Annotated in this window: 18 protein-coding genes; 12 read left to right on the top strand and 6 right to left on the bottom strand. The window is 70.7% G+C overall.

Annotated features, from left to right (window positions below; translation table 11 throughout):
* Positions 1-4: 4 nt before the first annotated feature.
* The 5 genes from AB0C46_RS11880 to AB0C46_RS11860 form a co-directional block, all read right to left on the bottom strand.
* The gene (locus tag AB0C46_RS11880) at positions 5-595 is read right to left on the bottom strand and encodes a TIGR03086 family metal-binding protein (protein ID WP_362827646.1); all 591 of its coding nucleotides are present in this window, start codon (positions 593-595) and stop codon (positions 5-7) included.
* 139 nt (positions 596-734) lie between these two features.
* Positions 735-2,285 carry an AMP-binding protein gene (locus AB0C46_RS11875; protein WP_362827645.1) on the bottom strand — a complete coding sequence of 517 codons (1,551 nt, stop codon included), beginning with the start codon at positions 2,283-2,285 and terminating at the stop codon, positions 735-737.
* Between the two features lie 210 nt (positions 2,286-2,495).
* Positions 2,496-2,699, bottom strand: coding sequence for a hypothetical protein (locus AB0C46_RS11870; RefSeq protein ID WP_362827644.1), 204 nt, complete (start codon positions 2,697-2,699; stop codon positions 2,496-2,498).
* A 391-nt stretch (positions 2,700-3,090) separates the two neighbouring features.
* The gene (locus AB0C46_RS11865; protein ID WP_362827643.1) at positions 3,091-3,351 is read right to left on the bottom strand and encodes a laminin G; all 261 of its coding nucleotides are present in this window, start codon (positions 3,349-3,351) and stop codon (positions 3,091-3,093) included.
* A gap of 210 nt (positions 3,352-3,561) precedes the next feature.
* Positions 3,562-6,504, bottom strand: coding sequence for a BTAD domain-containing putative transcriptional regulator (locus AB0C46_RS11860; protein ID WP_362827642.1), 2,943 nt, complete (start codon positions 6,502-6,504; stop codon positions 3,562-3,564).
* A 357-nt stretch (positions 6,505-6,861) separates the two neighbouring features.
* On the opposite strand from AB0C46_RS11860, the gene AB0C46_RS11855 reads away from it, so the two are divergent.
* The 9 genes from AB0C46_RS11855 (at position 6,862) to AB0C46_RS11815 (ending at position 17,469) form a co-directional block, all read left to right on the top strand.
* Complete coding sequence (locus AB0C46_RS11855) at positions 6,862-8,094, top strand: amidohydrolase family protein (protein WP_362827641.1); 1,233 nt, start codon at positions 6,862-6,864, stop codon at positions 8,092-8,094.
* 91 nt (positions 8,095-8,185) lie between these two features.
* Complete coding sequence (gene cutA / locus AB0C46_RS11850; protein ID WP_362827640.1) at positions 8,186-8,509, top strand: divalent-cation tolerance protein CutA; 324 nt, start codon at positions 8,186-8,188, stop codon at positions 8,507-8,509.
* A gap of 238 nt (positions 8,510-8,747) precedes the next feature.
* Positions 8,748-9,998: a helix-turn-helix domain-containing protein gene (locus AB0C46_RS11845; RefSeq protein WP_362827639.1), complete on the top strand. Its 1,251-nt coding sequence runs from the start codon at positions 8,748-8,750 to the stop codon at positions 9,996-9,998.
* 438 nt (positions 9,999-10,436) lie between these two features.
* Positions 10,437-10,748 carry a hypothetical protein gene (locus AB0C46_RS11840; protein ID WP_362827638.1) on the top strand — a complete coding sequence of 104 codons (312 nt, stop codon included), beginning with the start codon at positions 10,437-10,439 and terminating at the stop codon, positions 10,746-10,748.
* Between the two features lie 151 nt (positions 10,749-10,899).
* Positions 10,900-11,811, top strand: coding sequence for an LLM class F420-dependent oxidoreductase (locus tag AB0C46_RS11835; protein WP_362827696.1), 912 nt, complete (start codon positions 10,900-10,902; stop codon positions 11,809-11,811).
* Between the two features lie 113 nt (positions 11,812-11,924).
* Entirely contained in the window at positions 11,925-12,710 is a 786-nt protein-coding gene (locus AB0C46_RS11830) for a glucose 1-dehydrogenase (protein ID WP_362827637.1), read from the top strand.
* Between the two features lie 125 nt (positions 12,711-12,835).
* Complete coding sequence (locus tag AB0C46_RS11825; RefSeq protein ID WP_362827636.1) at positions 12,836-13,960, top strand: LLM class flavin-dependent oxidoreductase; 1,125 nt, start codon at positions 12,836-12,838, stop codon at positions 13,958-13,960.
* 28 nt (positions 13,961-13,988) lie between these two features.
* Entirely contained in the window at positions 13,989-15,728 is a 1,740-nt protein-coding gene (locus tag AB0C46_RS11820) for a D-aminoacylase (protein ID WP_362827635.1), read from the top strand.
* A gap of 280 nt (positions 15,729-16,008) precedes the next feature.
* A complete protein-coding gene (locus AB0C46_RS11815) occupies positions 16,009-17,469 on the top strand; it encodes an aldehyde dehydrogenase family protein (RefSeq protein ID WP_362827634.1) in 1,461 nt (486 codons plus the stop codon).
* 161 nt (positions 17,470-17,630) lie between these two features.
* On the opposite strand, the gene AB0C46_RS11810 is transcribed toward AB0C46_RS11815, so the two are convergent.
* Positions 17,631-19,151 carry a CehA/McbA family metallohydrolase gene (locus tag AB0C46_RS11810; protein WP_362827633.1) on the bottom strand — a complete coding sequence of 507 codons (1,521 nt, stop codon included), beginning with the start codon at positions 19,149-19,151 and terminating at the stop codon, positions 17,631-17,633.
* A 172-nt stretch (positions 19,152-19,323) separates the two neighbouring features.
* Here AB0C46_RS11810 and AB0C46_RS11805 point away from each other — a divergent pair, with 172 nt between their 5' ends.
* The 3 genes from AB0C46_RS11805 to AB0C46_RS11795 all read left to right on the top strand — a co-directional run bounded on the left by AB0C46_RS11805 (position 19,324) and on the right by AB0C46_RS11795 (position 23,636).
* Positions 19,324-20,148 carry a TIGR03619 family F420-dependent LLM class oxidoreductase gene (locus tag AB0C46_RS11805; protein ID WP_362827632.1) on the top strand — a complete coding sequence of 275 codons (825 nt, stop codon included), beginning with the start codon at positions 19,324-19,326 and terminating at the stop codon, positions 20,146-20,148.
* Between the two features lie 307 nt (positions 20,149-20,455).
* Complete coding sequence (locus AB0C46_RS11800) at positions 20,456-20,854, top strand: VOC family protein (protein WP_362827631.1); 399 nt, start codon at positions 20,456-20,458, stop codon at positions 20,852-20,854.
* 235 nt (positions 20,855-21,089) lie between these two features.
* The gene (locus tag AB0C46_RS11795) at positions 21,090-23,636 is read left to right on the top strand and encodes a bifunctional FO biosynthesis protein CofGH (protein ID WP_362827695.1); all 2,547 of its coding nucleotides are present in this window, start codon (positions 21,090-21,092) and stop codon (positions 23,634-23,636) included.
* The last annotated feature ends 78 nt before the right edge of the window (positions 23,637-23,714 follow it).

Here is a 23,714-nt window from a genome sequence, read left to right as displayed (position 1 = left end):
CCGCCTACGACGTCGGGGGTGTCCAGTCCGGCCGGCGGCCGCTGAGCGCCACCACCTGGTCGAGGAGCGGTGCGTCCGCCGCCACCGTCACCGGAGGGCCGAACAAGGGCCCGGACTCCGAGCCCTCGGCAAGCGGTGTGAGCAGCGCGTACGAGACTCCGAGACTGGCCGTGTCGGGCGCGTACTCCTGGCCGGTGGCGCGCGCCAGGTCCCAGCCGTGCAGCACCAGCTCGTTGAGTGCGATCCGCCCCGCAATGGCCGCGGGCAGGGTCACCCCGCCCGCCTGGGTCTCGCCCTCCCAGGCATCCGGAGCGTGCCAGGCCTCCGCCATCCCCTCCAGATTCCGGTCCAGCTCGGTGCGCCAGCCGGACTCCACATCGGGCACCGTCGCAGTGGGGTCGGTGCTCGTCATCGGCCCGAGGTCCTTGCGCGCCGCGTGCTGGAAGGCCGCGGCCAGGCCGACGAGATGGCCCAGCAGATGGCGCACCGCGTACGCCTCGCAGGGGGTGGGGGCATCGAGCTGCTCATCGGCGGTGCGGGCCGCGAGCTGCGACACCAGCCGGGCCTGCGCCGCGAAGTCGATCGTCTCGGTCATCGTCCGGGTCCTTCCGTCCTGCCGGGTGCGTCCTGCCGGGGCCGGCCCCGGACGCGTACCGCGCACACCTCCGGTGCCGCTCTCAGTGAAGACTCCACCGGCCCCCGGAACTCATCGCCACACCGCCGCACGGCCCCGGCTACCCCGTATACCGCTCCCGCAGCACCGTCTTCAGCACCTTGTGCAGCGGCCCGCCGCGCGGCAGCTCGCCGACGGTCTCCAGCTGCTCCGGCAGTTTCTGTGTCATCAGCCCGGCCGCCCGCAGATGCGCGGTCAGCGCGGCCAGGGTGAGCGGCGGCGCGGCCGGATCGGCGGGCGTGACCACCGCGCACACCCGCTCGCCGCGCTCCCGGTCGGGCAGCCCGATCACCGCGGCCTCCGCCACTGCCGGATGGGTGTGGAGCAGATCCTCGATCTCCTGCGCGGAGATGTTCTCGCCCTTGCGGATGATGATGTCCTTGAGCCGCCCGGTCAGCACCAGATGCCCGTCGGGGCGCAGCCGCCCCAGGTCGCCGGTGCGGAAGTAGCCGTCGGCGGTGAACGCCTCCGCGGTCAGCGCCGGGTCCGTGTACCCCCGGAAGAGCATCGGCCCCTTGAGCGTGACCTCGCCGGTCTCCCCGGGTCCGGCCGCGGAGCCGTCCGGCCGGGCGATCCGCACCTGCGCCCCCACGACCGGTCTGCCGACCGTCCGCGACAGCTGCTCGTCGCTGTCGTACGGCGTCCCCATCGCGATCATCGGGCACTCCGTCATCCCGTACCCGTGCACGATCGCGCACCCCAGCTCCCGCCCGGCCTCCGCATACAGCTCCGGCGGCAACGGCGCCCCGCCGCCGGACAGCAGCCGCAGCGACGGAATCAGCCGCCCGGCCTGCGGCTGCCGCTGCCGGTAGCGGCGCGACTCATCGAGAAACGCTTGGTAGAACGCGGTGCTGCCGCCGGCCATGGTGACCCCGCGCCGCCGGTAGACGGCGGCCGCGCGGTCCGGCTCGAAGGTGTCCAGGACGACCGCGGGAAACCCGCTGATCAGCATGGCGATGACATAGTCCGGACCGGCGATGTGCGCGTACGGAAAGGCGATCGAGCCGATGTCGTCCGCGGTCATGCCGAGTGCGGTGGCCAGCCCGGCGCCGCCGGCGATGAGGCCGGCATCGGTGTGCTCCACCCCTTTGGGGGCGGAGGTGGTGCCGGAGGTGTAGTAGATCCAGGTGGTGGTCCCGTCGCCGACGGGCGCCACGGCGGGCAGCCCGGCCGGGTCCGCCGTGGGCAGCCCGTCCCCGACCGGGAGCACCCGCACCCCGTCGCCGGTGAGCTTCCGCACCATCGCGGTGTGGTCGAACCCCCGCCACACCCCCGGTACCAGCACGAACTCCGCCGCCGATTCCGCCAGGATGAAGCCGACTTCACGCTCCCGGTGGAGCGGAATGACCGGTGTCTGTACGGCCCCCAGCCTGGCCAGCGCCAGCGACGCGACCACCGTCCCGATCCGCGTCGGCAACTGCCAGGCCACCCGCGTCCCGGCGCCGATCCCCAGCTCCCGGAACCCGGCCGCGACCCGCAGTGCCTCGTCCCGAACCCCGCCGAAAGTGACGGTCCGCCCGTCCCCGTCGAAGAACATCGGCGCCCCGTACGAGGCCCGCGCGCGGTACTCGACCAGTTCCCAGAGCGTGTGGATACGGGCGGGTTCGAACACGGCGCGCCTCCTGGCTACGAGCGGAGCGGGGCGGGGCCGGCCCGACGGCCTCGGCGGGCCTGAACGGCGCGACTGTAGCAGCAAAACTGATGCATCGTCAGGTAGGCGGGTGACGGGTCTGTGGGGCAGGCGGAGCGGCTGCCGGAAACCGAGCGGGCCCGTCGCGGCGCGACGGGCCCGGCCCCCGTGAAGGTGCGGTGCTGCGTTCGGTCAGTGCTGGACGGACCCCTGGGGTGCGGTCGGCATGTGGTTGTCGGGGGTGGCCGTGTTGGCGGCTATGGGCATAGTGCTGTCCGACGCGGAGAAGCCCGGGGCGGCGGGGGTGTGGCTGTCCGCCATGGCCGGCGTCGCGGCGCCGCCGGCGGCAGCGGCCGCGAGGGCGACGGTGACGAGGGTGCGCGTGAATCGGCTCATCTGAACTCCTTGAAGGGGTGAGTCATGAACAACAGAAGCTTGCCGCTCATAGGCCGTACATTCGATCAGGTGTCCTGAAATAGCTGTAGAATGAGGGGAATTGCCGTTGCTGGTGGCTGCGGCGCACGGCACGCAGCACAGACCCTTCTGCGCCGGCGCACGCGAAAGGGGCCGACTTCGATGACTCCCCCCTTGGAATGTCATCGAGGCTGGCCCCTTCGGTCCCCCCGTTCCCCCGTACTTCCCCCCGTTCCCCGGTGTCCCCCCGTACTTCCCCCCGTTCCCCCGTACTTCCCCCCGTTCCCCCGTACTTCCCCCGTTCCCCGGGTCTCCCTCCCGGGGCCCTCCTGGGTATCCCCCGATACCCGGGCTCACTTGATGGCGATGCCGGCTACTTCGGGTCGATGATCGGCCGAGTGCTGTCCTTCGCCGTCACGGCGTGACCGTCATTGGCGCCGGCGCCGCCGACGACGGGAGTGCGCTTGTCCGCCGGCTGGATCGGACGGGTGCTGTCCGGCGGCTGGATGGGGCGCGTGCTGTCCATCGGCTGGATCGGACGGGTGCTGTCCATGGGCTGGATCGGACGCGTGCTGTCGAGCGGCTTGACGATGTCCTTCTCGTCACCCGGGCGAGACTGGTTCTCGGTGGCCATACGATCAACTCCTACGTGTGGGCGCTTTTGGCGCACCCGCCCGGCAACTCCCCCGTGGGTCGCCGGACGGGCGAACCGCGGCCGAACACCTTATCGGTGGGGCTCGCTCACCGAGCCGCTTGCCCCCCGAGGCGGCGGATCGGTTGAGAAGAGACTGCCGTGTGGCGATGAACGATCGATAAACGCCGGAGGGGTGCGCCCTGGCTGCCGCTACGCGACAGCCACCGAGGAGGGAAACCGCTGCGAGCCGCTGCCCTGCGGCAGCCCCAGTCTCTTGTGAATAGTCTGCACTTCCTGCTGGCAGACCTGTGCGCGCCCAGTGTGCCCGATCTCGCTCAGAGCGTTTCCGAGTACCGCGAGTGCGCTGGCGCGCCAGCGGTCTCCACCGCTGCTGCGGAGCGCGGCGACCGCCAGTTCAGCGTAGTTGGCCGCCTTGGCGGGCTGATGTGCCGCCAGTTCCACTTCTGCCAGGCGCAGATACGTCATGCCTTCCCAGAACCGCTGCCGGGTGTCCTGGAAGCTGACAAGCGCCGCGGTCAGTTGCTGCGTGGCCTCCTCCAGCCGGTCGGCCAGGGTGAGGGCCATGCCCAGGTTGTACTTGCCGTTGGCCAGCCGTCGCGAGGCACCGCACTCCTCGTACAGCGCGACCCCCTGCTCGGCGAGCGCAACCGCGCTGTCCACCCGACCGGTGTCCAGGTGGACGCGGGAGAGGTTGCAGAGTGCGCTGGCCTCCGACTGCCGGTTGTTGATGTCACGGTAGGAGAGGAGGGCTTGGTTCAGATAGGCATCCGCTTCCTCCAGCCGACTCTCGATGCTGGCGATGATGCCCCGGTCGTTGAGTCCGTTGCAGGCGGAGAAGTCGTCGCCGGCGGACAGTCCGCGCAGCGTTGCCAGCTTGGCGTGCTCATCGGCCTCGCCGAGCCGCCCGGACTGGGTGTAGATGGGGGCGAGGATCCAGTGCACGCGAGCCGCGGCGTGCTGGTCGTCGGCCTTCAGTGCGGCGGCGAGCAGGGTGAGACTGGCTTGCTCGAACTGCCGGTTGCTGGCACCGGAATCGGCCATGTCCCTGGTGAGCACCAGCAAGTCGACGGCACGCCGCAGGGAGCCCGGTGCGGTGTTCTGCAGCGCGCAGGCGATCAGGCATCGGGTCTCACTGAACAGCCAGGTCATCGCCTCGGAGCGGTCCTCGAAGACCAGTCCGGGGTAGTGCGGCGTCTCCATGTGGTCGACCAGGATGTCGCCGGGGCGTTCGAGCGGGTACCGGTGCGCGGCTGTCGCCAGATAGAAGTCCAGGAGGCGAGACAGCGCCGCCTCGCGCTCCGCCGGAGGCTGTTCGTCCCGCTCCGCGCAGGAGCGGGCGTAGAGGCGTACGAGGTCGTGGAAGCGGTAGCGGCCGGGGGCCGCGGATTCCAGCAGTGAGGTGTCGACGAGGGATTCCAGCAGGCTCTCGGCCGTATCGGCGTCCATGCCGAGGAGGGCGGCGGCTGCGGCCAGGGAGATGTCCGGGCCGTCGGCCAGACCCAGCAGCCGGAAGGCTCGTGCCTGCTGGGGTTCGAGCTGCCCGTAGCCCAGTTCGAAGGTGGCGGTGACGGCGAGGTCACCGGCCCGCAGCTCGTCCAGACGGCGGCGCTCGTCGGCCAGTTTGCTGGCGAGCACGGAGACCGTCCAGGTGCGGCGGGAGGCCAGGCGGGAGGCGGCGATACGGATGGCGAGCGGGAGGAATCCGCAGGCACCGACCACGTCCATCGAGGCCTCGCGCTCGGCGTTCACCCGCTCTTCTCCGACGATGAGGGTGAAGAGGGTGAACGCCTCGTCGGGGCTCATCACATCGAGGTCGATCAGATGCGCCCCGGCGAGATCTATCATGCGCGCGCGGCTGGTGATCAGCGCTGCGCAGCCCTCGGCGCCGGGGAGCAGCGGGCGGATCTGTGCGGCGTCCCGGGCGTTGTCCAGCAGGGCCAGCACGCGGCGGCCGGCGAGGGTGGAGCGGTAGAGGGCGGAGCGCTCCTCCAGGCCGTCGGGGATCGCGGAGTCCGGGGTGCCGAGGGCGCGCAGGAAGGCGCCGAGCACGGCCTCGGGCTCGGCAGGGGCGTGTCCGGCGCCCTGCAGGTCGGCGTAGAGCTGCCCGTCGGGGAAGTGCTCGCGGGCGGCGTGCGCCACGTGCACGGCGAGGGTGGTCTTGCCGACGCCGCCGATGCCGGTCAGCGCGGAGACCGCCATCACGCTGCCCTCGGCGGTGGCGAGCCGGTCGCCCAGCTCGACGACGAAGGGGGTGCGCCCGGTGAAATCGGCGACGGTGGCGGGTAGTTGCTGGGGCCGGATGAAGACATGGTCGGCGTGGTCCGCGCCGTCGCTGAGCGTCAGGGGGGCGTCCAGGTCGGCGTCCGCCCGGAGGATCCGCTGCTGGAGTTCCGAGAGCGAGGCGCGGGGCTCGACGGCCAGTTCCTCGTCCAGGAGCCGACGGGTGTCGGTGTAGACGGCCAGCGCCTCCGCCTGCCGGCCGCTGCGGTACAGCGCCAGCATGAGGAGTTCCCGCAGTCGCTCACGCAGTGGGTGGGCGGCGGTGAGGGCGGTCAGTTCGGAGACCGCCTCGGCGTGGCAGCCGACTTCCAGGTCGAGTTCGAGGCGCGTCTCCAGCAGGCTCAGCCGCCACTCGTCGAGACGGGTGCGCTGGGTGTCGGCGTACGGGCCGGCGAGGCCGGCCAGGGGCTCGCCGGCCCACAGTGCGAGCGCGGCGTCGAGGAGCTCGCGGGCGCGGCCGCGATCGCCGGCGGCCTTGGCCTTCTCGGCCTCGGCCGCGTACTGCTCGGCATGGTCCAGGTCCAGGTCCAGCGGGCGGCCGTCCACGGAGCGGATCGCATAGCCGCCGGACTCACTGACCAGGGCGGCAGCGTCATCACCCAGCGCCTTGCGGAGCCGTGAGGCGTACGTACGCAGTGCGGCGAGCGCGGCGTGCGGCGGTTCGTCGCCCCACAGCGCGTCGACAAGCTCGGGTGCGGTGGCGGTACGGCCGCCGCGCAGCAGCAGTGCGGCAAGTAACGCACGCTGCTGCGGGGAGCCCGCCGCCAGCGGCGCATCCCCGCGCCAGGCCCGCACGGGACCGAGTACGGAGAAGCGGAGCCGCTCCCGCCCCTGTCCCGGACTGTGGTCCATGTCTCCCCCTGCCTTGTGCCATCCGTTCGTACCGTTCGCATCGGTTCACCGTGCGCAACGGTCAGTCTGCCTTGTCCCAGCCCCTTACGTCAGTAGGGGTCCGGAGCATGCACAAAGCCTCCTCGGGTGATCAGGAGGTGTACGCGCCAGCGCACAAGGAGGCGCGGAGGGTCCGCTTCCGTGCGCCCTCTGGCCGGTAGTTGCCCCTGCGCGCCCTGAATGCACCCCGCCTGCCCTCCGAAGCCCGGGCCGTACGCCGTTCCCGCTGCTGACTCTCCGGGCAACAACCCTCGTCCGCGATCCATGCCCGGGAACGCATTACTGACGGACCGTCAGATCAGCGCTACCGTATCCGCCATGGAGACCTTCCCGAAGATCATCTCGGTGGACGACCACACGGTGGAGCCCCCCAACGTCTGGCGGGACCGGCTCCCGTCGAAGTACCGCGACGCCGGCCCGCGCATCGTCCGGGCGCCCGTGAGGGAAATGACGTTCGTGGGCGGAAAATTCGCCCCAAAGATGGGCGACGTGGGTGACGACGGGCCCATAGCCGACTGGTGGGTCTATGAAGATCTGCACCGTCCGCTGACCCGCCTCGACACGGCCGTCGGCTACGCGCGCGACGACATCAAGCTCGAAGGCATCACCTACGAGCAGATGCGCCCGGGTTCCTTCAGCGTCCCCGACCGCCTGGCCGACATGGACGTCAATCACGTCCAGTCCGCGCTCTGTTTCCCCACCTTTCCCCGTTTCTGCGGTCAGACGTTCACCGAGGCCAAGGACCGCGAACTGGGCCTGCTGGGGGTGCGCGCCTACAACGACTGGATGGTGGAGGAGTGGTGCGGTCCGCAGGCGCAGGGCCGGCTGATCCCGCTCGCCCTCGTCCCCCTGTGGGACGCCGAGCTGGCCGCCGCGGAAGTACGGCGCAACGCGGCCCGCGGCGTCCGCGCCGTCTGCTTCAGCGAGATACCGCCCCACCTGGGCCTGCCCAGCATCCACACCGACTACTGGGACCCCTTCCTGCGCGCCTGCGACGAGACCGGCACGGTCATCGCCATGCACATCGGCTCGTCCAGCAAGATGCCCTCGACCTCCGCCGATGCCCCGCCCGCCGTCGGCTCGACGATCACCTTCGCCAACTGCTGCTTCTCGATGGTCGACTGGCTGATGAGCGGCAAGTTCGACCGCTTCCCCGGCCTGAAGATCATGTACGCCGAGGGCCAGATCGGCTGGATCCCCTACGTTCTGGAGCGCGCGGACGTGGTCTGGGAGGAGAACCGCGGCTGGGGCGGCGTCGCCGACAAGGTCCTCCGCCCGCCGTCCGAACTCTTCACCGAGCACGTCTACGGCTGCTTCTTCGACGACGCCTTCGGCCTGAAGAACCTCGACGCGATCGGCGTGGGGAATGTGCTGTACGAGACGGACTACCCGCACTCGGACTCGACCTGGCCGAAGTCGAGGGAGGTCGGCGAATCCCAGATGGGGCACCTGGCGCCGGACGTGGTGGAACGGATTGTGCGGGGGAATGCGATTTCGTTGCTGGGGCTGACGGGGGAGGGGCTTTGGGCGGGGGAGGGGGCTGAGGCGTAGGACTTCGGCCGGGAGCTGAGGGAAGGGGTGCGCGCAGCTCTCGGTCCTCCACGCCGCCCCTCCTCTGTCGAGTCGGGGATATGGTCGCCGCATGACTGAGTTTCTTCAGGTGTCCACCGCGACGGAGAACCGCGAGGCGGCTGTGAAGCTGGCGCAGTCGGTGGTCTCCGCGCGGCTCGCAGCAGGGGCGCAGATCGTCGGGCCGGTCGTCTCCGTGTTCTGGCATCAGGGCGAGTTCGGCACGGGCGAGGAGTGGCAGCTTCTCCTCAAGGTCCGTGCCGACCGGTACGACGAAATCGAGGCGCATCTGCTGGAGCGCCACCCGTGGCAGAACCCGGAGGTATCCGCTGTGCGGATCGTTGCCGGGTCCTCCGCGTATCTGCGGTGGGTGGAGACGACAACGGCGCCGGTTTGATCTCAGGCTTGGGCCCGTTCCAGTACTCCGGCCACTGCCGGGAGATCGCGGTGGTTGCCGAGTCGTCGCAGGGTTGGTGCGAGGCGTTGGCGGGGGCGGACGGACGCCACCCGTCCGGATGGTCCGGTACAAGATCCGCCCCCGGCCCGCCCGCGGCAGCGGTTTCCACAAGGGATCAACAAGGAGGGCCCAGCCCCGTACTCTGACAGTGACGAGCTGCACAGAGAGGGGCAAGGCTGTGTCTTCAGATGCCACGCCGGACCCGTTCGCCGAGCCGGTTGCCTTTGGTCAGCGCATGCAGATCCTGCGGACCCGTAGAGGGATGAGCCGCAACGTCCTGGCCGGGCTGCTGGGGAAGTCGCCGAGCTGGGTCAAGCAGATCGAGGGCGGGCGCCTGCAGATGCCCAAGCTGCCGACGATCTTGCGCATTGCGGAGGCCCTCAGGGTCAGGAATCTCGCCGACCTCACGGGTGATCAGTCAATGGCGATCGCCATGTTCACCGGGCCTGGGCACGTCCGACTGCCCGCGGTGCGAGCGGCCCTCAACACGTTCCCCTTGACGACGCGACGGGAAGCTCCGACACCGGCGCACCTTCGGGAGCGCCTTGTCCGCGCGTGGGGTGCCCGGCATTCCGCCCCGAACCATCGCGACGTCATCGGGGCTCTCCTGCCGGAGCTCATCCGGGACACGCAGTTGGCGGTACTGCAAGCCGACTCGGCGAGCGAGCGGCGAGTGGCGCAACGACTGTTGTCCGAGGCGTACAGCTTGAGCCAGTTCTTTCTCGCGTACCAGCCGGATGCGTCTCTGCTGTGGCGGGTCGTGGAGCGCGGAATGATGTCCGCACAGGAATCCGAAGACCCGCACACCATTGGTATTTCGGCGTGGCTGGCGACTCAGGCGCACCGTGACAGCGGGCACGCACATTTCGACGCTGCCGACGCGGTGAATCTGGAAACGCTCCGCTACCTGGAAGCGTTCCTGCCGGATGCGACCGACGATGTGCTTGCCATTGCCGGAGCGCTGCAATTCGAGGCGGGATATACCGCAGCTCGTCGGGGGGACACCGGAACTGCCTGGCGCTATTGGGATTCGGCGCGGGCCATGGCGGAGCGGCTGCCCGCTGACTACTACCACCCCGTGACTTCATTCTCCCGAGCTGTCATGGGAGCCCATGCCGTCACCGTCGCAGTCGAGTTGCACGCGGGGGCGGAGAGCGTGCGACAGGCGGCTGCCGCGGATTCCACGACGATCCCCTCCCGTCCCCGGCGTGCGCGACACCGGATCGAGGAAGCGCGCGGTTATCAACTCGATGGTCAGGTGGAGGCCGCCTTGGCGGCCCTCGACAAGGCCCACGAGGCGGCACCGGAAACCGTCCGGTACAACGGCTATGCGCGGCGCATCGTCCTCGAAGAGGCGGAGTCCAAGAACCCGGCCCAGCGGCGCCGGGCGAGCGAACTCGCCGTCAAGCTCGGCGTATTGGCGGCCTGAACGAGGGGGCACAAAGTGTGACCCCTCTCTCTCCTCAGGGCCCCTACGGTCAGTCGTCGTACGACTACCGAAGACCCCCGCGACCGCGGCAAAGGCGGGCCCGGGGGCACGGCCAACCTGAGGAAAGCAGGTCGACATGCCGCCCTGTATCGCCCGCATCTTCGAGTCGATGTTGCGGTGGCTATTGCCGCCGCTGGGCCGCCATCGGGCGGCTGGCGCCTGTCCCGAGGAAGCCCGCGCGGCCGCCCAGGCCGGCTGTCCGACTCGCGGGCCCCTGCTGCGGGGTGAGGACACCGTCTTGGTCCGGCCGTATGTCGTCGAGCATGAGCGGAGGCAGGAGGTGCGACGTCAGCGTGGCGGCCGTCGCCTCCTGCGGGTGTCCGTGTATGGCGTGGATCTCGATCCCGGTCTCGTCCGCGGAGTGGAGGTGGCTGCGCGGTGAGCGACTCGAATACGGCGCGACTGCTGCCCTGGGCGACCCCGGATGGTAAGGCGTGCCTCCTCGTGAGTGACGGCGAGGGCTACGTCTCTCGCGTCGCCGACAGTATGGAGGCCGTACAGCTCGACATGGCGGCCGGGCTGCTCGGCCACGCGGCCGGCATGCTTGACGAACGGAGCGTGACAGTCGTCGAACTCCGCTATCTGTGCTGTCAGTTGGTGGCGGCGTTACGGGATGTGTGTCGCGTGGCGGAAAGTAGGGGCGCGCGGCTGGCCGCGCCGGGCTGCGGCTGTTCCTCTTCCGGCGATTGAGCCCTCGCTCCCACCTCTTGCCTGATGCCGCCACAACCACGACGATGTCCCGCGCAAGCTATGTGACGATGCGTCAGATATAGCTGGAGGGCCTGTGGGCGGCGAGCGTGGTGGGGTGTGGCGGCCGGCGGACGGGCGGCTGGTGTACGGCATGCAGTTGCCGGTGCAGTCGCAGAGCACGCTGTATGCGGAGTGCTGGGAGGCGGCCGCGGGGCCCGCCGATCTGGTCGAGATCGCGCGGGTGGCGGACCGGAGCGGGTTTGCGTACGTGGCCTGCTGTGAGCATCTCGCGATTCCGCGGCGGCTGGCCGAGGCGATGAGCACCGTCTGGTATGACCCGGTGGCGACGCTCGCGCATCTGGCGGCCGTCACGGAGCGGGTCCGGCTGCTGAGCCATGTCGCGGTGGTCGGGCTCCGGCATCCGCTGGTCACGGCCAAGCAGTACGCGACGCTGGACCGGCTCTCCGGCGGGCGGCTGATTCTCGGGGTGGGGGCCGGGCACGTACCGGAGGAGTTCGAGGCGCTCGGGGTGGACTTCGGGCGGCGTGGGGCGGTGCTGGACGAGACCGTCGAGGCGCTGAAGGTGGCGCTGGGGCCCGAGGAGTTCCCGGAGTTCGCTGGGGAGCGGTTCGCGTTCGAGGGGCTGGGGCAGGCGCCGCGGCCCGTGCAGACGCCGCGGCCGCCGATCTGGGTGGGCGGCTCCTCGCCCGCCGCCGTACGCCGGGCCGCGGAGCGTGGCGACGGCTGGCTCCCGCAGGGTGACCGGCGTGAACAGCTGCCCGGACAGATCGCCAGGCTGCGCCGGCTGAGGGAAGCGGCCGGAATCGGGGAACCGGTCGTGATCGGCACCATCGCCGAGCCGCTGTACGTCGGTGAGCCGGGGTGGGAGGTCGGCCGGTGGACGCTGTCCGGGGCGGCGGAGCGGATCGCCGCATCGCTGCGGGAGTACCGCGCGATGGGCGTACAGCAGATTCAGGTGCGGTTCCGCAGCCGGAGCTGCGGTGAACTCACGGATCAGATGGCGGCGTTCGGGGCGGAGGTCGCGCCCCTGCTCAACGGCTGACAGCTGACGGCTGGTCGGCCCATCGGCTGAGGGCTCAGGGCTGAGGGCTGGCGGCGGACGACGGACGGCCAGGTGGATCGGCGGACGTTCTCACCAGCGGAGGAGTGGCAGGCATGGGCAAGCTCGACGGGCGGGTCGTCATCATCACGGGTGCGGCGCGTGGGCAGGGGGAGCAGGAGGCGCGGCTGTTCGTCGCGGAGGGCGCGCGGGTGGTGCTCGGGGATGTGCTGGACGCGCAGGGCGAGGCGCTCGCCAAGGAGCTGGGGGAGGGCGCCGCGCGCTATGTCCATCTGGATGTGACCCAGGAGGCGGACTGGGAGGCCGCGGCCGGCGCCGCCAAGGACGCCTTCGGGAAGATCGACGGGCTGGTCAACAACGCGGGGATTCTGCGCTTCAACGAGCTGGTGTCGACGCCGCTGGCGGAGTTCCAGCAGGTGGTGCAGGTCAATCAGGTCGGCTGCTTCCTGGGGATCCGTACGGTGGCGCCCGAGATCGAGGCGGCCGGCGGCGGCACGATCGTCAACACCGCCTCGTACACGGCGCTGACGGGGATGGCCTTCGTCGGCGCGTATGCCGCGACCAAGCATGCGGTCCTCGGGCTGACGCGGGTCGCCGCGGTGGAGCTGGCGGCCAGGAAGATCCGGGTCAACGCGGTGTGCCCGGGAGCGGTGGACACCCCGATGACCAACCCGGCCGCGCTCGACCCGGACGTCGATCCCGCCGAGTCGAAGCGGGCCGTGGACGAGCTCTACCAGAAGCTGGTGCCGCTGGGGCGGATCGGGCAGCCGGAGGAGGTCGCCAAGCTGGCGCTCTTCCTGTCGTGCGAGGACTCCTCGTACATCACCGGGCAGCCGTTCGTCGTCGACGGTGGCTGGCTGGCGGGGGTCAGCATCGTCTGACAGTACGTCAGGAAGGCGCGGCGGCGGCTCTTGACGCTCTCCGTGCGTGGTGGAACAGTCGGCACATCCAATCTGACGGTGTGTCAGATACTTCACAACGATGGCCACAAGGACGGTGAACCTCCTTGGAATTCGGGCTCTTTGTACAGGGATATGTGGGCAAGCGGGCCGAGACCGACCCGCACGCGGAGCACAAGGCGCTGATGGAGGAGACCGAGTACGTCATCCAGGCGGACAAATCCGGCTTCAAGTACGCCTGGGCGTCCGAGCACCACTTCCTGGAGGAGTACTCGCACCTCTCCGCCAATGACGTCTTTCTGGGGTATCTGGCGCACGCGACCGAGCGGATCCACCTGGGATCCGGCATCTTCAACCCGCTCGCGCAGGTCAACCACCCCGTCAAGGTCGCCGAGAAGGTCGCCATGCTCGACCATCTCAGCGAGGGCCGCTTCGAATTCGGCAGCGGACGGGGTGCCGGCAGCCACGAGATCCTGGGGTTCCTGCCGGGCATCACCGATATGAACCACACCAAGGAGATCTGGGAAGAGACCATCGCCGAGTTCCCGAAGATGTGGCTCCAGGAGGAGTACGTCGGGTTCCAGGGCAAACACTGGCAGCTGCCGCCGCGCAAGATCTTCCCCAAGCCGTACGGAGCCTCGCACCCGGCGATGTGGTACGCGGCCGGCTCGCCGACCTCGTACGCCATGGCGGCGAAGAAGGGCCTGGGGGTCCTCGGCTTCAGCGTGCAGAAGGTCTCCGACATGGAGTGGGTGCTGGAGCAGTACAAGACGGCGATCCGGGACGCCGAGCCGATCGGCGACTTCGTCAACGACAACGTGATGGTGACGTCGACCGCGATCTGCGCCGAGACGCATGACAAAGCCGTGGAGATCGCCGTCAACGGGGGACTCAACTACCTCCAGTCGCTGGTCTTCCGGTACCACGACACCTTCCCGCGGCCCGAGGGCATCCCCGAGTGGCCCGAGCTGCTGCCCGACTACACCACCGAGATCATCGAGCTGCTGATCGCCGAGGAGCTGATGATCTGCGGTGACCCGGACGAGGTGCTCCGGCAGTGCAAGCGCTGGGAGCAGGCCGGTGCCGACCAGCTGAGCTTCGGGCTGCCGATCGGGGTGTCGTACGAGGACACGATGAACACGGTCAAGCTCATCGGCGAGCACGTGATCCCGGAGATCGACACGGATCCGGTGCACCGTACGACCCGGTTCCGGCAGGCCGCGGGCAGCTGAATTCCGCCGAGGGGAAGGGGCGCACCCCATGCTCGACCACCTGATCAAGGGCGCGACCGTCGTGGACGGGACGGGCACGCCCTCGTACACCGCCGATGTCGGCCTCCGCGACGGCCGTATCGCCGTCGTCGGGCCGCCCGGCACCGTCACCGAGGAGGCGAGGAGCAGCGAGGACGCGACCGGGCTCGTCCTCGCCCCCGGCTTCGTCGATCCGCACACCCACTACGACGCACAGCTCTTCTGGGACCCGTACGCGACGCCCTCGCTCAACCACGGAGTGACCACCGTGGCGGGCGGCAACTGCGGTTTCACACTGGCCCCGCTGCACCCGGAGCGGCCCGCCGACGCCGACTACACCCGCCGGATGATGTCCAAGGTCGAGGGCATGTCCCTGGTGGCGCTCGAAGAGGGCGCACCCTGGTCGTGGAGCTCGTTCGGCGAATATCTGGACGCCCTGGAGGGGCGGATCGCCGTCAACGCGGGCTTCATGGTGGGACATTGCGCACTGCGCCGCTACGTCATGGGGGAGGACGCCATCGGCGGGCAGCCGACGCCCGCGCAGCTGGAGCGGATGCTGGCGCTCTTCCACGAGGCGATGGACGCCGGGGCGTGGGGCTTCTCCACCACCCAGTCCGCCACCCACTCCGACGGGGACGGGCAGCCGGTCGCCTCCCGGCACGCGTCTCCGGCCGAGCTGCTCGCGCTGTCGCAGGCCGTGGGCGAGCACGAGGGCACCCAGATCGAGGCAATCGTGGGCGGCTGTCTCGACCAGTTCAGCGATGCCGAGATCGAACTGCTCGTCGGGATGAGCGCGGCGGCCGGGCGTCCGCTGAACTGGAATGTGCTGACCATCGATGCGGCCGTGCCCGAACGGGTGCCACGGCAGCTGGTTGCCAGCGAACGGGCCCGGGAGGCGGGCGGCCGGATCGTGGCCCTGACGATGCCGATTCTCACGCCCATGAACATGTCCCTGGGAACGTTCTGCGCCCTGAACCTGATCCCCGGATGGGGCGACATCCTGGGCCTGCCGGTGCCCGAACGGATCGAGAAGCTCCGCGACCCCGGGGTCCGGGCCGAGATGCTGCGGCGCGCGGGCAGCAAGGAGGCGGGCGTCTTCCGGCGGCTCGCCCACTTCGGCCGGTATGTCATCGGGGACACCTACTCCGCGGCGAACGAGGGCCTGACCGGCCGCGTCGTGCAGGACATCGCGGTCGAGCGCGGCCAGGAACCCTTCACGTGCCTGGTGGAGATCTGTGCCAACGACCAGCTGCGGACCGTCCTGTGGCCGATGCCGACCGACAACGACCCGGACTCCTGGGCGCTGCGCGCCGAGACCTGGCAGCACGAGGACGTCATGCTCGGCGGCTCCGACGCGGGCGCGCACCTGGACCGGATGTGCGGAGCCCCGTATACGACGCGCTTTCTCGGCGACTGTCTACGGGGCCGGAAGCTGATGGGCCTGGAACAGGCCGTGAAGATGCTGACGGACGACCCCGCGCAGCTCTTCGGCCTGCGGGAGCGGGGACGCATCGAGGAGGGCTGGCACGCCGACCTCGTCCTCTTCGACCCGGAACGGATCGATGCGGGCAAGGCCACCCTCGTCCACGATCTGCCCGGCGACAGCCCGCGCCTGGACTCCCGGGCGATCGGCATCAACGCGGTGTGGGTCAACGGTGTCGAGACCATCCGCGAGGACGTGGTGACCGGCGCGGTGCCGGGGACGGTACTGCGGTCGGGACGGGACACGAGGACGGTGAGCACGAAGTGAGGGTTGTGGGGCGGGGTGCGGGTGACGTGAGGGCCGTCGCCGGGCGGAGCGTGGGCGAGCTGAGGCTGGTGGGGCGGGGCGTCGGCGAGCTGAGGCTGGTGGGGTGGGGCGTCGGAGAACCGAGGCTGGTGGGGCGGCGCGTGGGCGGCGTACGGGTTGTGGGGCGGGGTGCGGGTGGTGTGACGGTCGCTGGGTGGGGCGCCGGCAAACCGAGGCTCGCGGCGCGGCGCGTGGGCGGCCTACGGGGCGAGGGGCGCGGCGCGGCGGCGGTGAGCGTCAAGTGACGTCCCTGGGGCGGCTGTTCATTGGTGGGGCGTGGGTCGAGCCCGACGGCGGCCACTATGAGGTCATCGACCCGGCGACGGAGGCGGTCGTCGGGCTCGCGCCCGAGGCGAGCCGGGAGCAGGTGTACGAGGCGGCGTCCGCGGCGGGCGAGGCCTTCCACGCCTGGTCCCGTACGTCGCCGCAGCGGCGTGCCGAGATCCTCGACCGGACCGCGGAGGTGCTGCAGCGCGACTTCGCGGCGCACGCCGAACTGGCGCAGGCGGAGAGCGGTGCGACGACCGGCACGGCGCGCGGTATGCAGGTCGCGGTGGGGGTGGCCCGCTTCCGGCGGTATGCGAAGGGGGCGCTGGAGCCCGTGGAGCAGGGGCTGCCGCCGCAGATCAACGAGGCCGGGCCGATGGGGAAGGCGGGTGTGCTCGGTGCCCTGGCGGTACGGCAACCCGTCGGCGTCGTCACCTGCATCACCTCGTACAACAACCCGTGGGCGAACCCGGCGGGCAAGATCGCCCCGGCCCTGGCGATGGGCAACACCGTCGTGGTGAAGCCCGCCCCGCAGGACCCGCTGTCGGTGTACCGGATGGCGGCGGCGCTGGCGGAGGCGGGAGCGCCGCCTGGGGTCGTGAACGTCGTCAGTGGGGCCTCCCCGGCGGTCGGCGAGGCGGCCGTGGACTCGCCGGACGTGGACATGGTGAGCTTCACGGGCTCGACGGCCGTCGGGCAGCGTATCGCCGAGGTATGCGGCCGCGGCATGAAACGCCAGCTCATGGAGCTGGGCGGCAAGGGCGCCGCGGTGGTCTTCGACGACGCGGACCTGGACTCGGCGGTGGCCGGCATCGGCACGACGTACTCCTTCTACAGCGGGCAGATCTGCACCGCGCCGACACGGGTGCTCGCGCAGCGCGGGGTGTACGAGGCGCTGGTGGAGCGGCTGACCCGGTACCTCGGGCGGCTGACGGTCGGCGATCCCCGCGCACCGGGGACGGTGGTCGGACCGGTGATCTCGGCCGCGCACCGCGACCGGATCGAGTCGTATGTGGAGCTGGGCAGAAAGGAGGGCGCCCGGGTCGTGGCGGGCGGCGAACGGCCGTCCGCTCCGGAGCGCGGCTTCTATGTCGCGCCGACGCTGCTGGCCGACTGCACCCGGGACATGCGGGTCGTACGGGAGGAGATCTTCGGCCCGGTCGTCGTCGTCCTGCCCTTCGACGAGGAGGACGAGGGGGTGGCCCTCGCCAACGACAGCGACTACGGGCTCATCGACTACGTGTGGTCCGGCGACATCGCCCGCGCCTTCCGGGTGGCCCGGCGGCTGCGGGCCGGCGGGGTCGGGGTGAACACCGTCGGGCGGAACATGGAAGCGCCGTTCGGAGGCTTCAAGAAGAGTGGGGTGGGGCGAGATGTGGGCTCTTACGCGCTGCATGCCTACAGCGAGCTGCAGGCGATCGTCTGGCCGGGGTGAGCGGGGGTGAGCGGGGGTGAGCGGGGCGGGGCGGGGCGGCGATGACCGGCCGACGGCCCCGGGTCCGCCGACCTGAGCTGCTCCTGCCGCAGAGGCACGCCCGGTGCCGGTCGCCGTCCGTGCCCCCGGCGCCGGTCGCCGTCCGCCGCGCCCGGTCGGCCTCAGCCCCAGCGGCCCAGGAAGACCGGATTGGTCATGGCGGCCATGGGGCCCGGCAGGCCCGGGGTCGTCGGCGGGTGGCGGACTTCCGCGCGTATGTAGGCGGCGTAATCCGGGGTGGTCTGCCAGCTGACGGTGCCGTCGCCCGAGGGCGGCAGCGCGGTGGAGTACAGCCGCCCCTGGTCGGTGACGAAGGAGACCGTGCAGCCGGGGGCGCCGGAGACCGTCAGCTGTGCGGTGACCTTCGCCGTACGGGAGACCGCCAACCGCTCGGCGATTCCGGCGTGTTCGCCCCGCTCACCGGTGACGGAGAACGCCAGGCCGACCTCCGACGACTCGGCTATCCAGACCCGGCCGGCCCGGATGCCGTCCTGCAGGGCCCGGCGCGAGAGATCGTCGGCGAGCACCACGGTCTGCGGCAGGCCGACGACATCGGGGTCGCGATGGGCGTCGCTGTGGCCGACGGCCGGCAGCCAGTCCGCGCGGCCCTGCGCGTGCGCGACCAGGGTGTTGTCCCACTCGGCGAGGGTGATCTCGTCATCGGGGGTGTACGGGCCGTTCCAGACCTCCACCGCATCGGCTTCGTTCAGCCCGAACTTCCAGTTGCAGCCGATGCAGGTGGCGTGCGGATGGGCCGGGATGACCAGGCCTCCGGCCCGCCGGATGGCGCGCGCGTACTTCCCGAAGGCGTTGTCGCGGGCCCGGTAGCGCCAGTCGATGAAGACCCCGGGATCGGTGCCCATCGCCACCACGTGCCCATTACGGGTGGTGACCTCCTCGCCGGTCAGGATCAACAGGTCATCGCCCCACAGACCGTCCCAGGCACGGTGCGCGGAGGTGGTGTTGTGCTCGGAGGTGTTGATGAAGTCCAGCCCGGCGGCGCGGGCCAGCGCGGCGATCTCGGCGGGTGTGCGCTTGCCGTCGGAGTGGACGGAGTGCAGATGGTTGTCGCCGCGGTACCAGGCGCGGCCCCGGCCCCGGGCGCGCTCGGGTGGATGGACGGGCGCCGGGGTGTGGCCCTGGGGGCCGTACTTCAGGGTGACCGTGACGTCATAGGACAGTCCCTGCGGTGCGACCGTGTACGGGCCGAGGGCGATATGCCAGGTGCCGGCGTTGACGGGGCCCGGGAGGTAGCCGGGGGTGGCCTCGTCGGCGCGCAGGAAGAACTCCGCACGTGCCCCGCCCGACCAGCCGCGGAAGCCGGTGCCGCCGAGGTCCGTGCCCCGTTCGTCGAAGATGCCGATGTCGCAGGCGTTGCCGGCCGTGCCCTCAGGGACGGTGGGTTTGTCGTAGCGGTAGGCCACGGCGATTTCCCGGACCCCGCGCGGTACTTCGACCGGCAGATACACGAAGTCGGGTGAGCCCGTGGGCAGATGGCCGGTCACCCGCCGGGTCTGCTCGCCCGGCGCGCCTGACGGCCCACCGCCCGCAGGCGCTGCGTCGGCGAAGCTCACATGTCCGAGCGTAAGCGCCCCCGTCGCGCCCGCAACCGCCGATAGTCTCAGAACCTCGCGACGTTCCATCCCCGCCCCCGCGCCGTGTCGTGTCCTTTTCGTACCGTCTCGCGGCCGGCTCGTTGCACCGCGTGAGAACTGTTGTACGCGGGTGCGACACCGAGGGAAAGGGCTGTGGATAACCATCGGTCGGTGAGGCAACATGCGGTCACGCACACGCCCGACGCGGAGGTGTCCCAGCATGCGGATCGCGACCACGATCTTCCTGACCGACGAGACGATCCGGCCGGACCGGCTGGGCCGCGAGCTGGAGCAGCGCGGATTCGCCGGCCTCTATCTCCCGGAGCACACCCATATCCCGGCCAGCCGGGACACCCCGGCGCCGATGGGCGAGCCGCTGCCCCGCGAATACGGCCGTACCCTCGATGCGTTCATCGCGCTCGGCCAGGCCGCCGCGGTCACCGAGCGGCTCGCCCTCGGCACCGGCATCACCCTCGTCGCCCAGCACGACCCGGTCGACCTCGCCAAGCAGATCGCGACCCTCGACTTCCTCTCCGGGGGCCGCTTCACCCTCGGCATCGGCTACGGCTGGAACGTCGAAGAGGCCGCCGACCACGGGGTGGAGTGGTCGACCCGGCGGGAGCTGACCCGCGACCGGGTGGCGCTGATGCGGGCCCTGTGGGCCACGGAACCGACCGCGTACCAGGGCACATTCGGGTCCGTACGGGCGTCCTTCGCGCACCCCAAGCCGGCCCACGGCGCGCCGCGCATCCTCCTCGGCGGCTCGGCCGGACCCAAGCTCTTCGGGCAGATCGCGGAGTACGCGGACGGGTGGCTGCCGATCGGCGGGCGGGGGCTGCCCGAGACCGTTCCGGTGCTGCGGCAGGCGTGGTCGGACGCCGGGCGCACGGGTGAGCCGGTGGTGGTGCCGTACGCGGTCCGCCCGTCGCCCGGGAAGCTGGCGCACTACCGCGAGCTGGGCCTGCAGGAGGTGGTGCTGCAACTGCCACCGGCGGGGGAGGCGGAGGTGCTGCGGACGCTGGACGACTTCGCGCAGTACTTGTGACGTACGGCAGCGGGCCGTACCGGATGGGTGACGGCGGCGGGCGGGATGCCTGCCGGCCGGGGAGGGGGACCGCGCCGGGTGCGCCCTAGGACCATCGGTGTACGGCCCCTCCCGTCCGGGTCGGTACCGGAGACCGATTCGCATTCGCCCCCTCCGGTCGTAGCGTCGAAGGTGAGGACCCGTTGCGCCACCCGCGGCCAGCGGTCCAAGGACATCGGTCCACGGTCCAACAAGATCAACGGTCCGAACGATCCCGCAGATCAGAGGACCACGCCGATCACGGGACCAGAGAGATCAAGGAGATCCCATGCCTCGCCTCGACCACACGATCGTGCACAGCACCGACCGTTTCGCCTCCGCCCGGTTCCTGGCCGATCTGCTCGGCGCGCCCGAGCCCAAGGCGTTCGGGCCCTTCGCCGCCCTCAAGCTGGACAACGGGGTGGCCCTCGACTACGCCGAGCATGTCGCAGCCGGCGAATTCGTCCCGACGCACTATGCGTTCCTGGTGACCGAGGAAGAGTTCGACGGGATCTTCGGCCGCATACAGGAGCGCGGGCTGTCCTACTGGGCCGACCCCATGCACACCAGGGCTCAGGAGATCAACACCCTGGACGGCGGCCGCGGTGTCTACATCCTTGACCCCGATGGCCACAACATGGAGTTCTTGACCAGGACGTACTCCGACGAACTGCTGGCCAGTATGTAAGCGTGCGGTGCGCCGCCGCCGGGAAGTGCCCCTTCCGTACCCCGACGGAACCTCCGTCCGCAGTGATCAGCGGCACAGCAACGGCTCCTTCTCCGGCGGCGGGGCTGTCGGCGGGCGCTCGTATCCTCGGAGGATGACTTCCAGCGCGCAGGTACCTGACCAGGCATCCGACCAAGGGACCGACCGCGGGACGAACGCCGGTCCCACCGCCGCGGGCCGGCCCACGGCGAACGCGATGCGCCGCGCGCTCAAGCGGGCCCGCGACGGTGTCGCGCTGGACGCCGGCGAGGCCGCGGTGCTGCTGCAGGCGCGCGGCGAGGACCTCAGGGACCTGTGTGCCTCCGCGGCCCGGGTGCGGGACGCCGGTCTGGAGGCCGCGGGCCGCCCGGGGGTCATCACGTACTCGCGCGGTGTCTTCATCCCCCTGACGCGCCTGTGCCGGGACAAGTGCCACTACTGCACCTTCGTCACCGTCCCCGGCAAGCTGCGCCGGGACGGCCACGGGATGTTCATGTCCCCCGACGAGGTGCTGGACATCGCCCGCCGCGGCGCCGAAATGGGCTGCAAGGAAGCCCTGTTCACCCTGGGGGACAAGCCGGAGGACCGATGGCCCGAGGCCCGCGAGTGGCTGGAGGCGCACGGCTACGACGACACGCTCTCGTACGTCCGCGCCATGGCCATCCGCGTCCTGGAGGAGACCGGCCTGCTGCCGCACCTCAACCCCGGGGTGCTGTCCTGGACGGACTTCCAGCGGCTCAAGCCCGTCGCCCCGTCCCTGGGGATGATGCTGGAGACGACCGCCGAGCGGCTGTGGAGCGAGCCCGGCGGTCCGCACCACGGATCACCCGACAAGGAACCGGCCGTCCGGCTGCGCGTCCTGGAGGACGCCGGCCGCTCCAACGTCCCCTTCACCACGGGGCTGCTCATCGGCATCGGCGAGACGTACGAGGAGCGCGCCGAGTCCCTTTTCGCGCTGCGTCGTATCCAGCGCGCCTACCACGGCATCCAGGAACTGATCATGCAGAACTTCCGCGCGAAGCCGGACACGGCGATGCGCGGAATGCCGGACGCCGAACTGGAGGAGCTGGCCGCGACGATCGCGGTGGCCCGGCACATCATGGGCCCCTCGACCCGTATCCAGGCACCGCCCAACCTGGTCGACGGCGAATACCAGCTGCTCATCGACGCCGGGATCGACGACTGGGGCGGTGTCTCCCCGCTGACCCGCGACCATGTGAACCCCGAGCGCCCCTGGCCGCAGATCGACGAGCTCACCGAGCGCTGCGCCGCGGCCGGCTTCGAGCTGCGTGAACGGCTCCCCATCTACCCGGAGTTCCTCCAGCGCGGTGAGCCCTGGCTCGACCCCCGCCTGCTGCCGCATGTCCGTGCCCTCGCCGACCCGGAGACCGGCCTGGCTGTCGAGGACGCCCCCGTGGTGGGACGCCCCTGGCAGGAGCCCGACGGGGGCTTCACGATGAGCTCCTCGGGCCGTACGGACCTGCACCACACCATCGACACCGAAGGCCGCACCGCCGACCGCCGCGACGACTTCGACGAGGTCTACGGCGACTGGGAGGCGCTGCGCGAGGCCGCAGCCCCCGGGATGGCGCCGGAGCGCATCGACTCCGACGTACGCCAGGCCCTGGCGCAGGCCGCCGACGACCCCACCCGGCTCACCGACGCGGAGGCCCTGGCGCTGCTGCACGCCGACGGGCCCGCCCTGGACGCGCTCTGCACCATCGCCGACGAGCTGCGCCGCGACACCGTGGGTGACGACGTCACCTACATCGTCACCAGGAACATCAACTTCACCAACGTCTGCTACACCGGCTGCCGCTTCTGTGCGTTCGCCCAGCGCCGCACGGACGCCGACGCCTACACCCTCTCCCTCTCCCAGGTCGCCGACCGGGCCCAACAGGCCTGGGACGTGGGCGCGGTGGAGGTGTGCATGCAGGGCGGCATCCACCCCGACCTGCCCGGCACCGCGTACTTCGACATCGCGCGCGCCGTGAAGGAACGCGTCCCCGGCATGCATGTGCACGCCTTCTCGCCCATGGAGGTCGTCAACGGCGCGACGCGCACCGGGCTGTCCCTCCGCGAGTGGCTCAGCGAGGCCAAGGCCGCCGGTCTGGACACCATCCCCGGTACCGCCGCCGAGATCCTCGACGACGAGGTCCGCTGGATCCTCACCAAGGGCAAGCTGCCCACCGCCACCTGGGTCGAGGTCATCAAGACCGCCCACGAGCTGGGCATCCGCTCGTCCTCGACGATGATGTACGGCCATGTCGACCAGCCCCGCCACTGGCTGGGCCACCTCCGTCTGCTCGCCGAAATCCAGCAGGAGACCGGCGGCTTCACGGAGTTCGTCACCCTCCCCTTCATCCACACCAACGCCCCCGTCTACCTCGCCGGCATCGCCCGACCCGGCCCCACCACCCGTGACAACCGCGCGGTGACGGCCATGGCCAGGGTGCTGCTCCACCCGCACATCACCAACATCCAGACCAGCTGGGTCAAGCTCGGCGCGGACGGTGCCGCCGCAATGCTCCGCTCCGGCGCCAACGATCTGGGCGGCACCCTGATGGAGGAGACCATCTCCCGGATGGCGGGCTCCAGTTACGGCTCCTACCGTTCCATCCAGGACCTCATCGCCATCGCCGACCGGGCCGGCCGCCCGTCCCGCCCCCGCACCACGACCTACGCCCCGGTCACCGGGGAACGCCAGGCCGCCGCCCTCGCGTCGGACGGTCATCTGCCGGAGCTGCTGCCGGTCGTGGAGTAGCCGGTGGGGCAGGCGGCCGCGGTTATCCACAGCCCTGCTCCCGCAGCTCCGCCGACGGCTAATCTGCGGGAGCAGGGC

The sequence above is a fragment of the Streptomyces sp. NPDC048637 genome (assembly GCF_040650675.1).
Lineage (GTDB): Bacteria > Actinomycetota > Actinomycetes > Streptomycetales > Streptomycetaceae > Streptomyces.
The sequence above is the reverse complement of the archived record's forward strand: the minus strand, read 5'-3'. Positions and strand labels throughout refer to the sequence as shown.

What these genes read in the sequence shown, in the direction of transcription:
- AB0C46_RS11880 (WP_362827646.1), bottom strand. Translation starts at nt 595, where the DNA reads ATGACCGAGACGATCGACTTCGCGGCGCAGGCCCGGCTGGTGTCGCAG.
- AB0C46_RS11870 (WP_362827644.1), bottom strand. Translation starts at nt 2,699, where the DNA reads ATGAGCCGATTCACGCGCACCCTCGTCACCGTCGCCCTCGCGGCCGCT.
- AB0C46_RS11865 (WP_362827643.1), bottom strand. Translation starts at nt 3,351, where the DNA reads ATGGCCACCGAGAACCAGTCTCGCCCGGGTGACGAGAAGGACATCGTC.
- AB0C46_RS11860 (WP_362827642.1), bottom strand. Translation starts at nt 6,504, where the DNA reads ATGGACCACAGTCCGGGACAGGGGCGGGAGCGGCTCCGCTTCTCCGTA.
- AB0C46_RS11855 (WP_362827641.1), top strand. Translation starts at nt 6,862, where the DNA reads ATGGAGACCTTCCCGAAGATCATCTCGGTGGACGACCACACGGTGGAG.
- cutA (WP_362827640.1), top strand. Translation starts at nt 8,186, where the DNA reads ATGACTGAGTTTCTTCAGGTGTCCACCGCGACGGAGAACCGCGAGGCG.
- AB0C46_RS11835 (WP_362827696.1), top strand. Translation starts at nt 10,900, where the DNA reads ATGCAGTTGCCGGTGCAGTCGCAGAGCACGCTGTATGCGGAGTGCTGG.
- AB0C46_RS11830 (WP_362827637.1), top strand. Translation starts at nt 11,925, where the DNA reads ATGGGCAAGCTCGACGGGCGGGTCGTCATCATCACGGGTGCGGCGCGT.
- AB0C46_RS11820 (WP_362827635.1), top strand. Translation starts at nt 13,989, where the DNA reads ATGCTCGACCACCTGATCAAGGGCGCGACCGTCGTGGACGGGACGGGC.
- AB0C46_RS11810 (WP_362827633.1), bottom strand. Translation starts at nt 19,151, where the DNA reads ATGGAACGTCGCGAGGTTCTGAGACTATCGGCGGTTGCGGGCGCGACG.
- AB0C46_RS11805 (WP_362827632.1), top strand. Translation starts at nt 19,324, where the DNA reads ATGCGGATCGCGACCACGATCTTCCTGACCGACGAGACGATCCGGCCG.
- AB0C46_RS11800 (WP_362827631.1), top strand. Translation starts at nt 20,456, where the DNA reads ATGCCTCGCCTCGACCACACGATCGTGCACAGCACCGACCGTTTCGCC.
- AB0C46_RS11795 (WP_362827695.1), top strand. Translation starts at nt 21,090, where the DNA reads ATGCGCCGCGCGCTCAAGCGGGCCCGCGACGGTGTCGCGCTGGACGCC.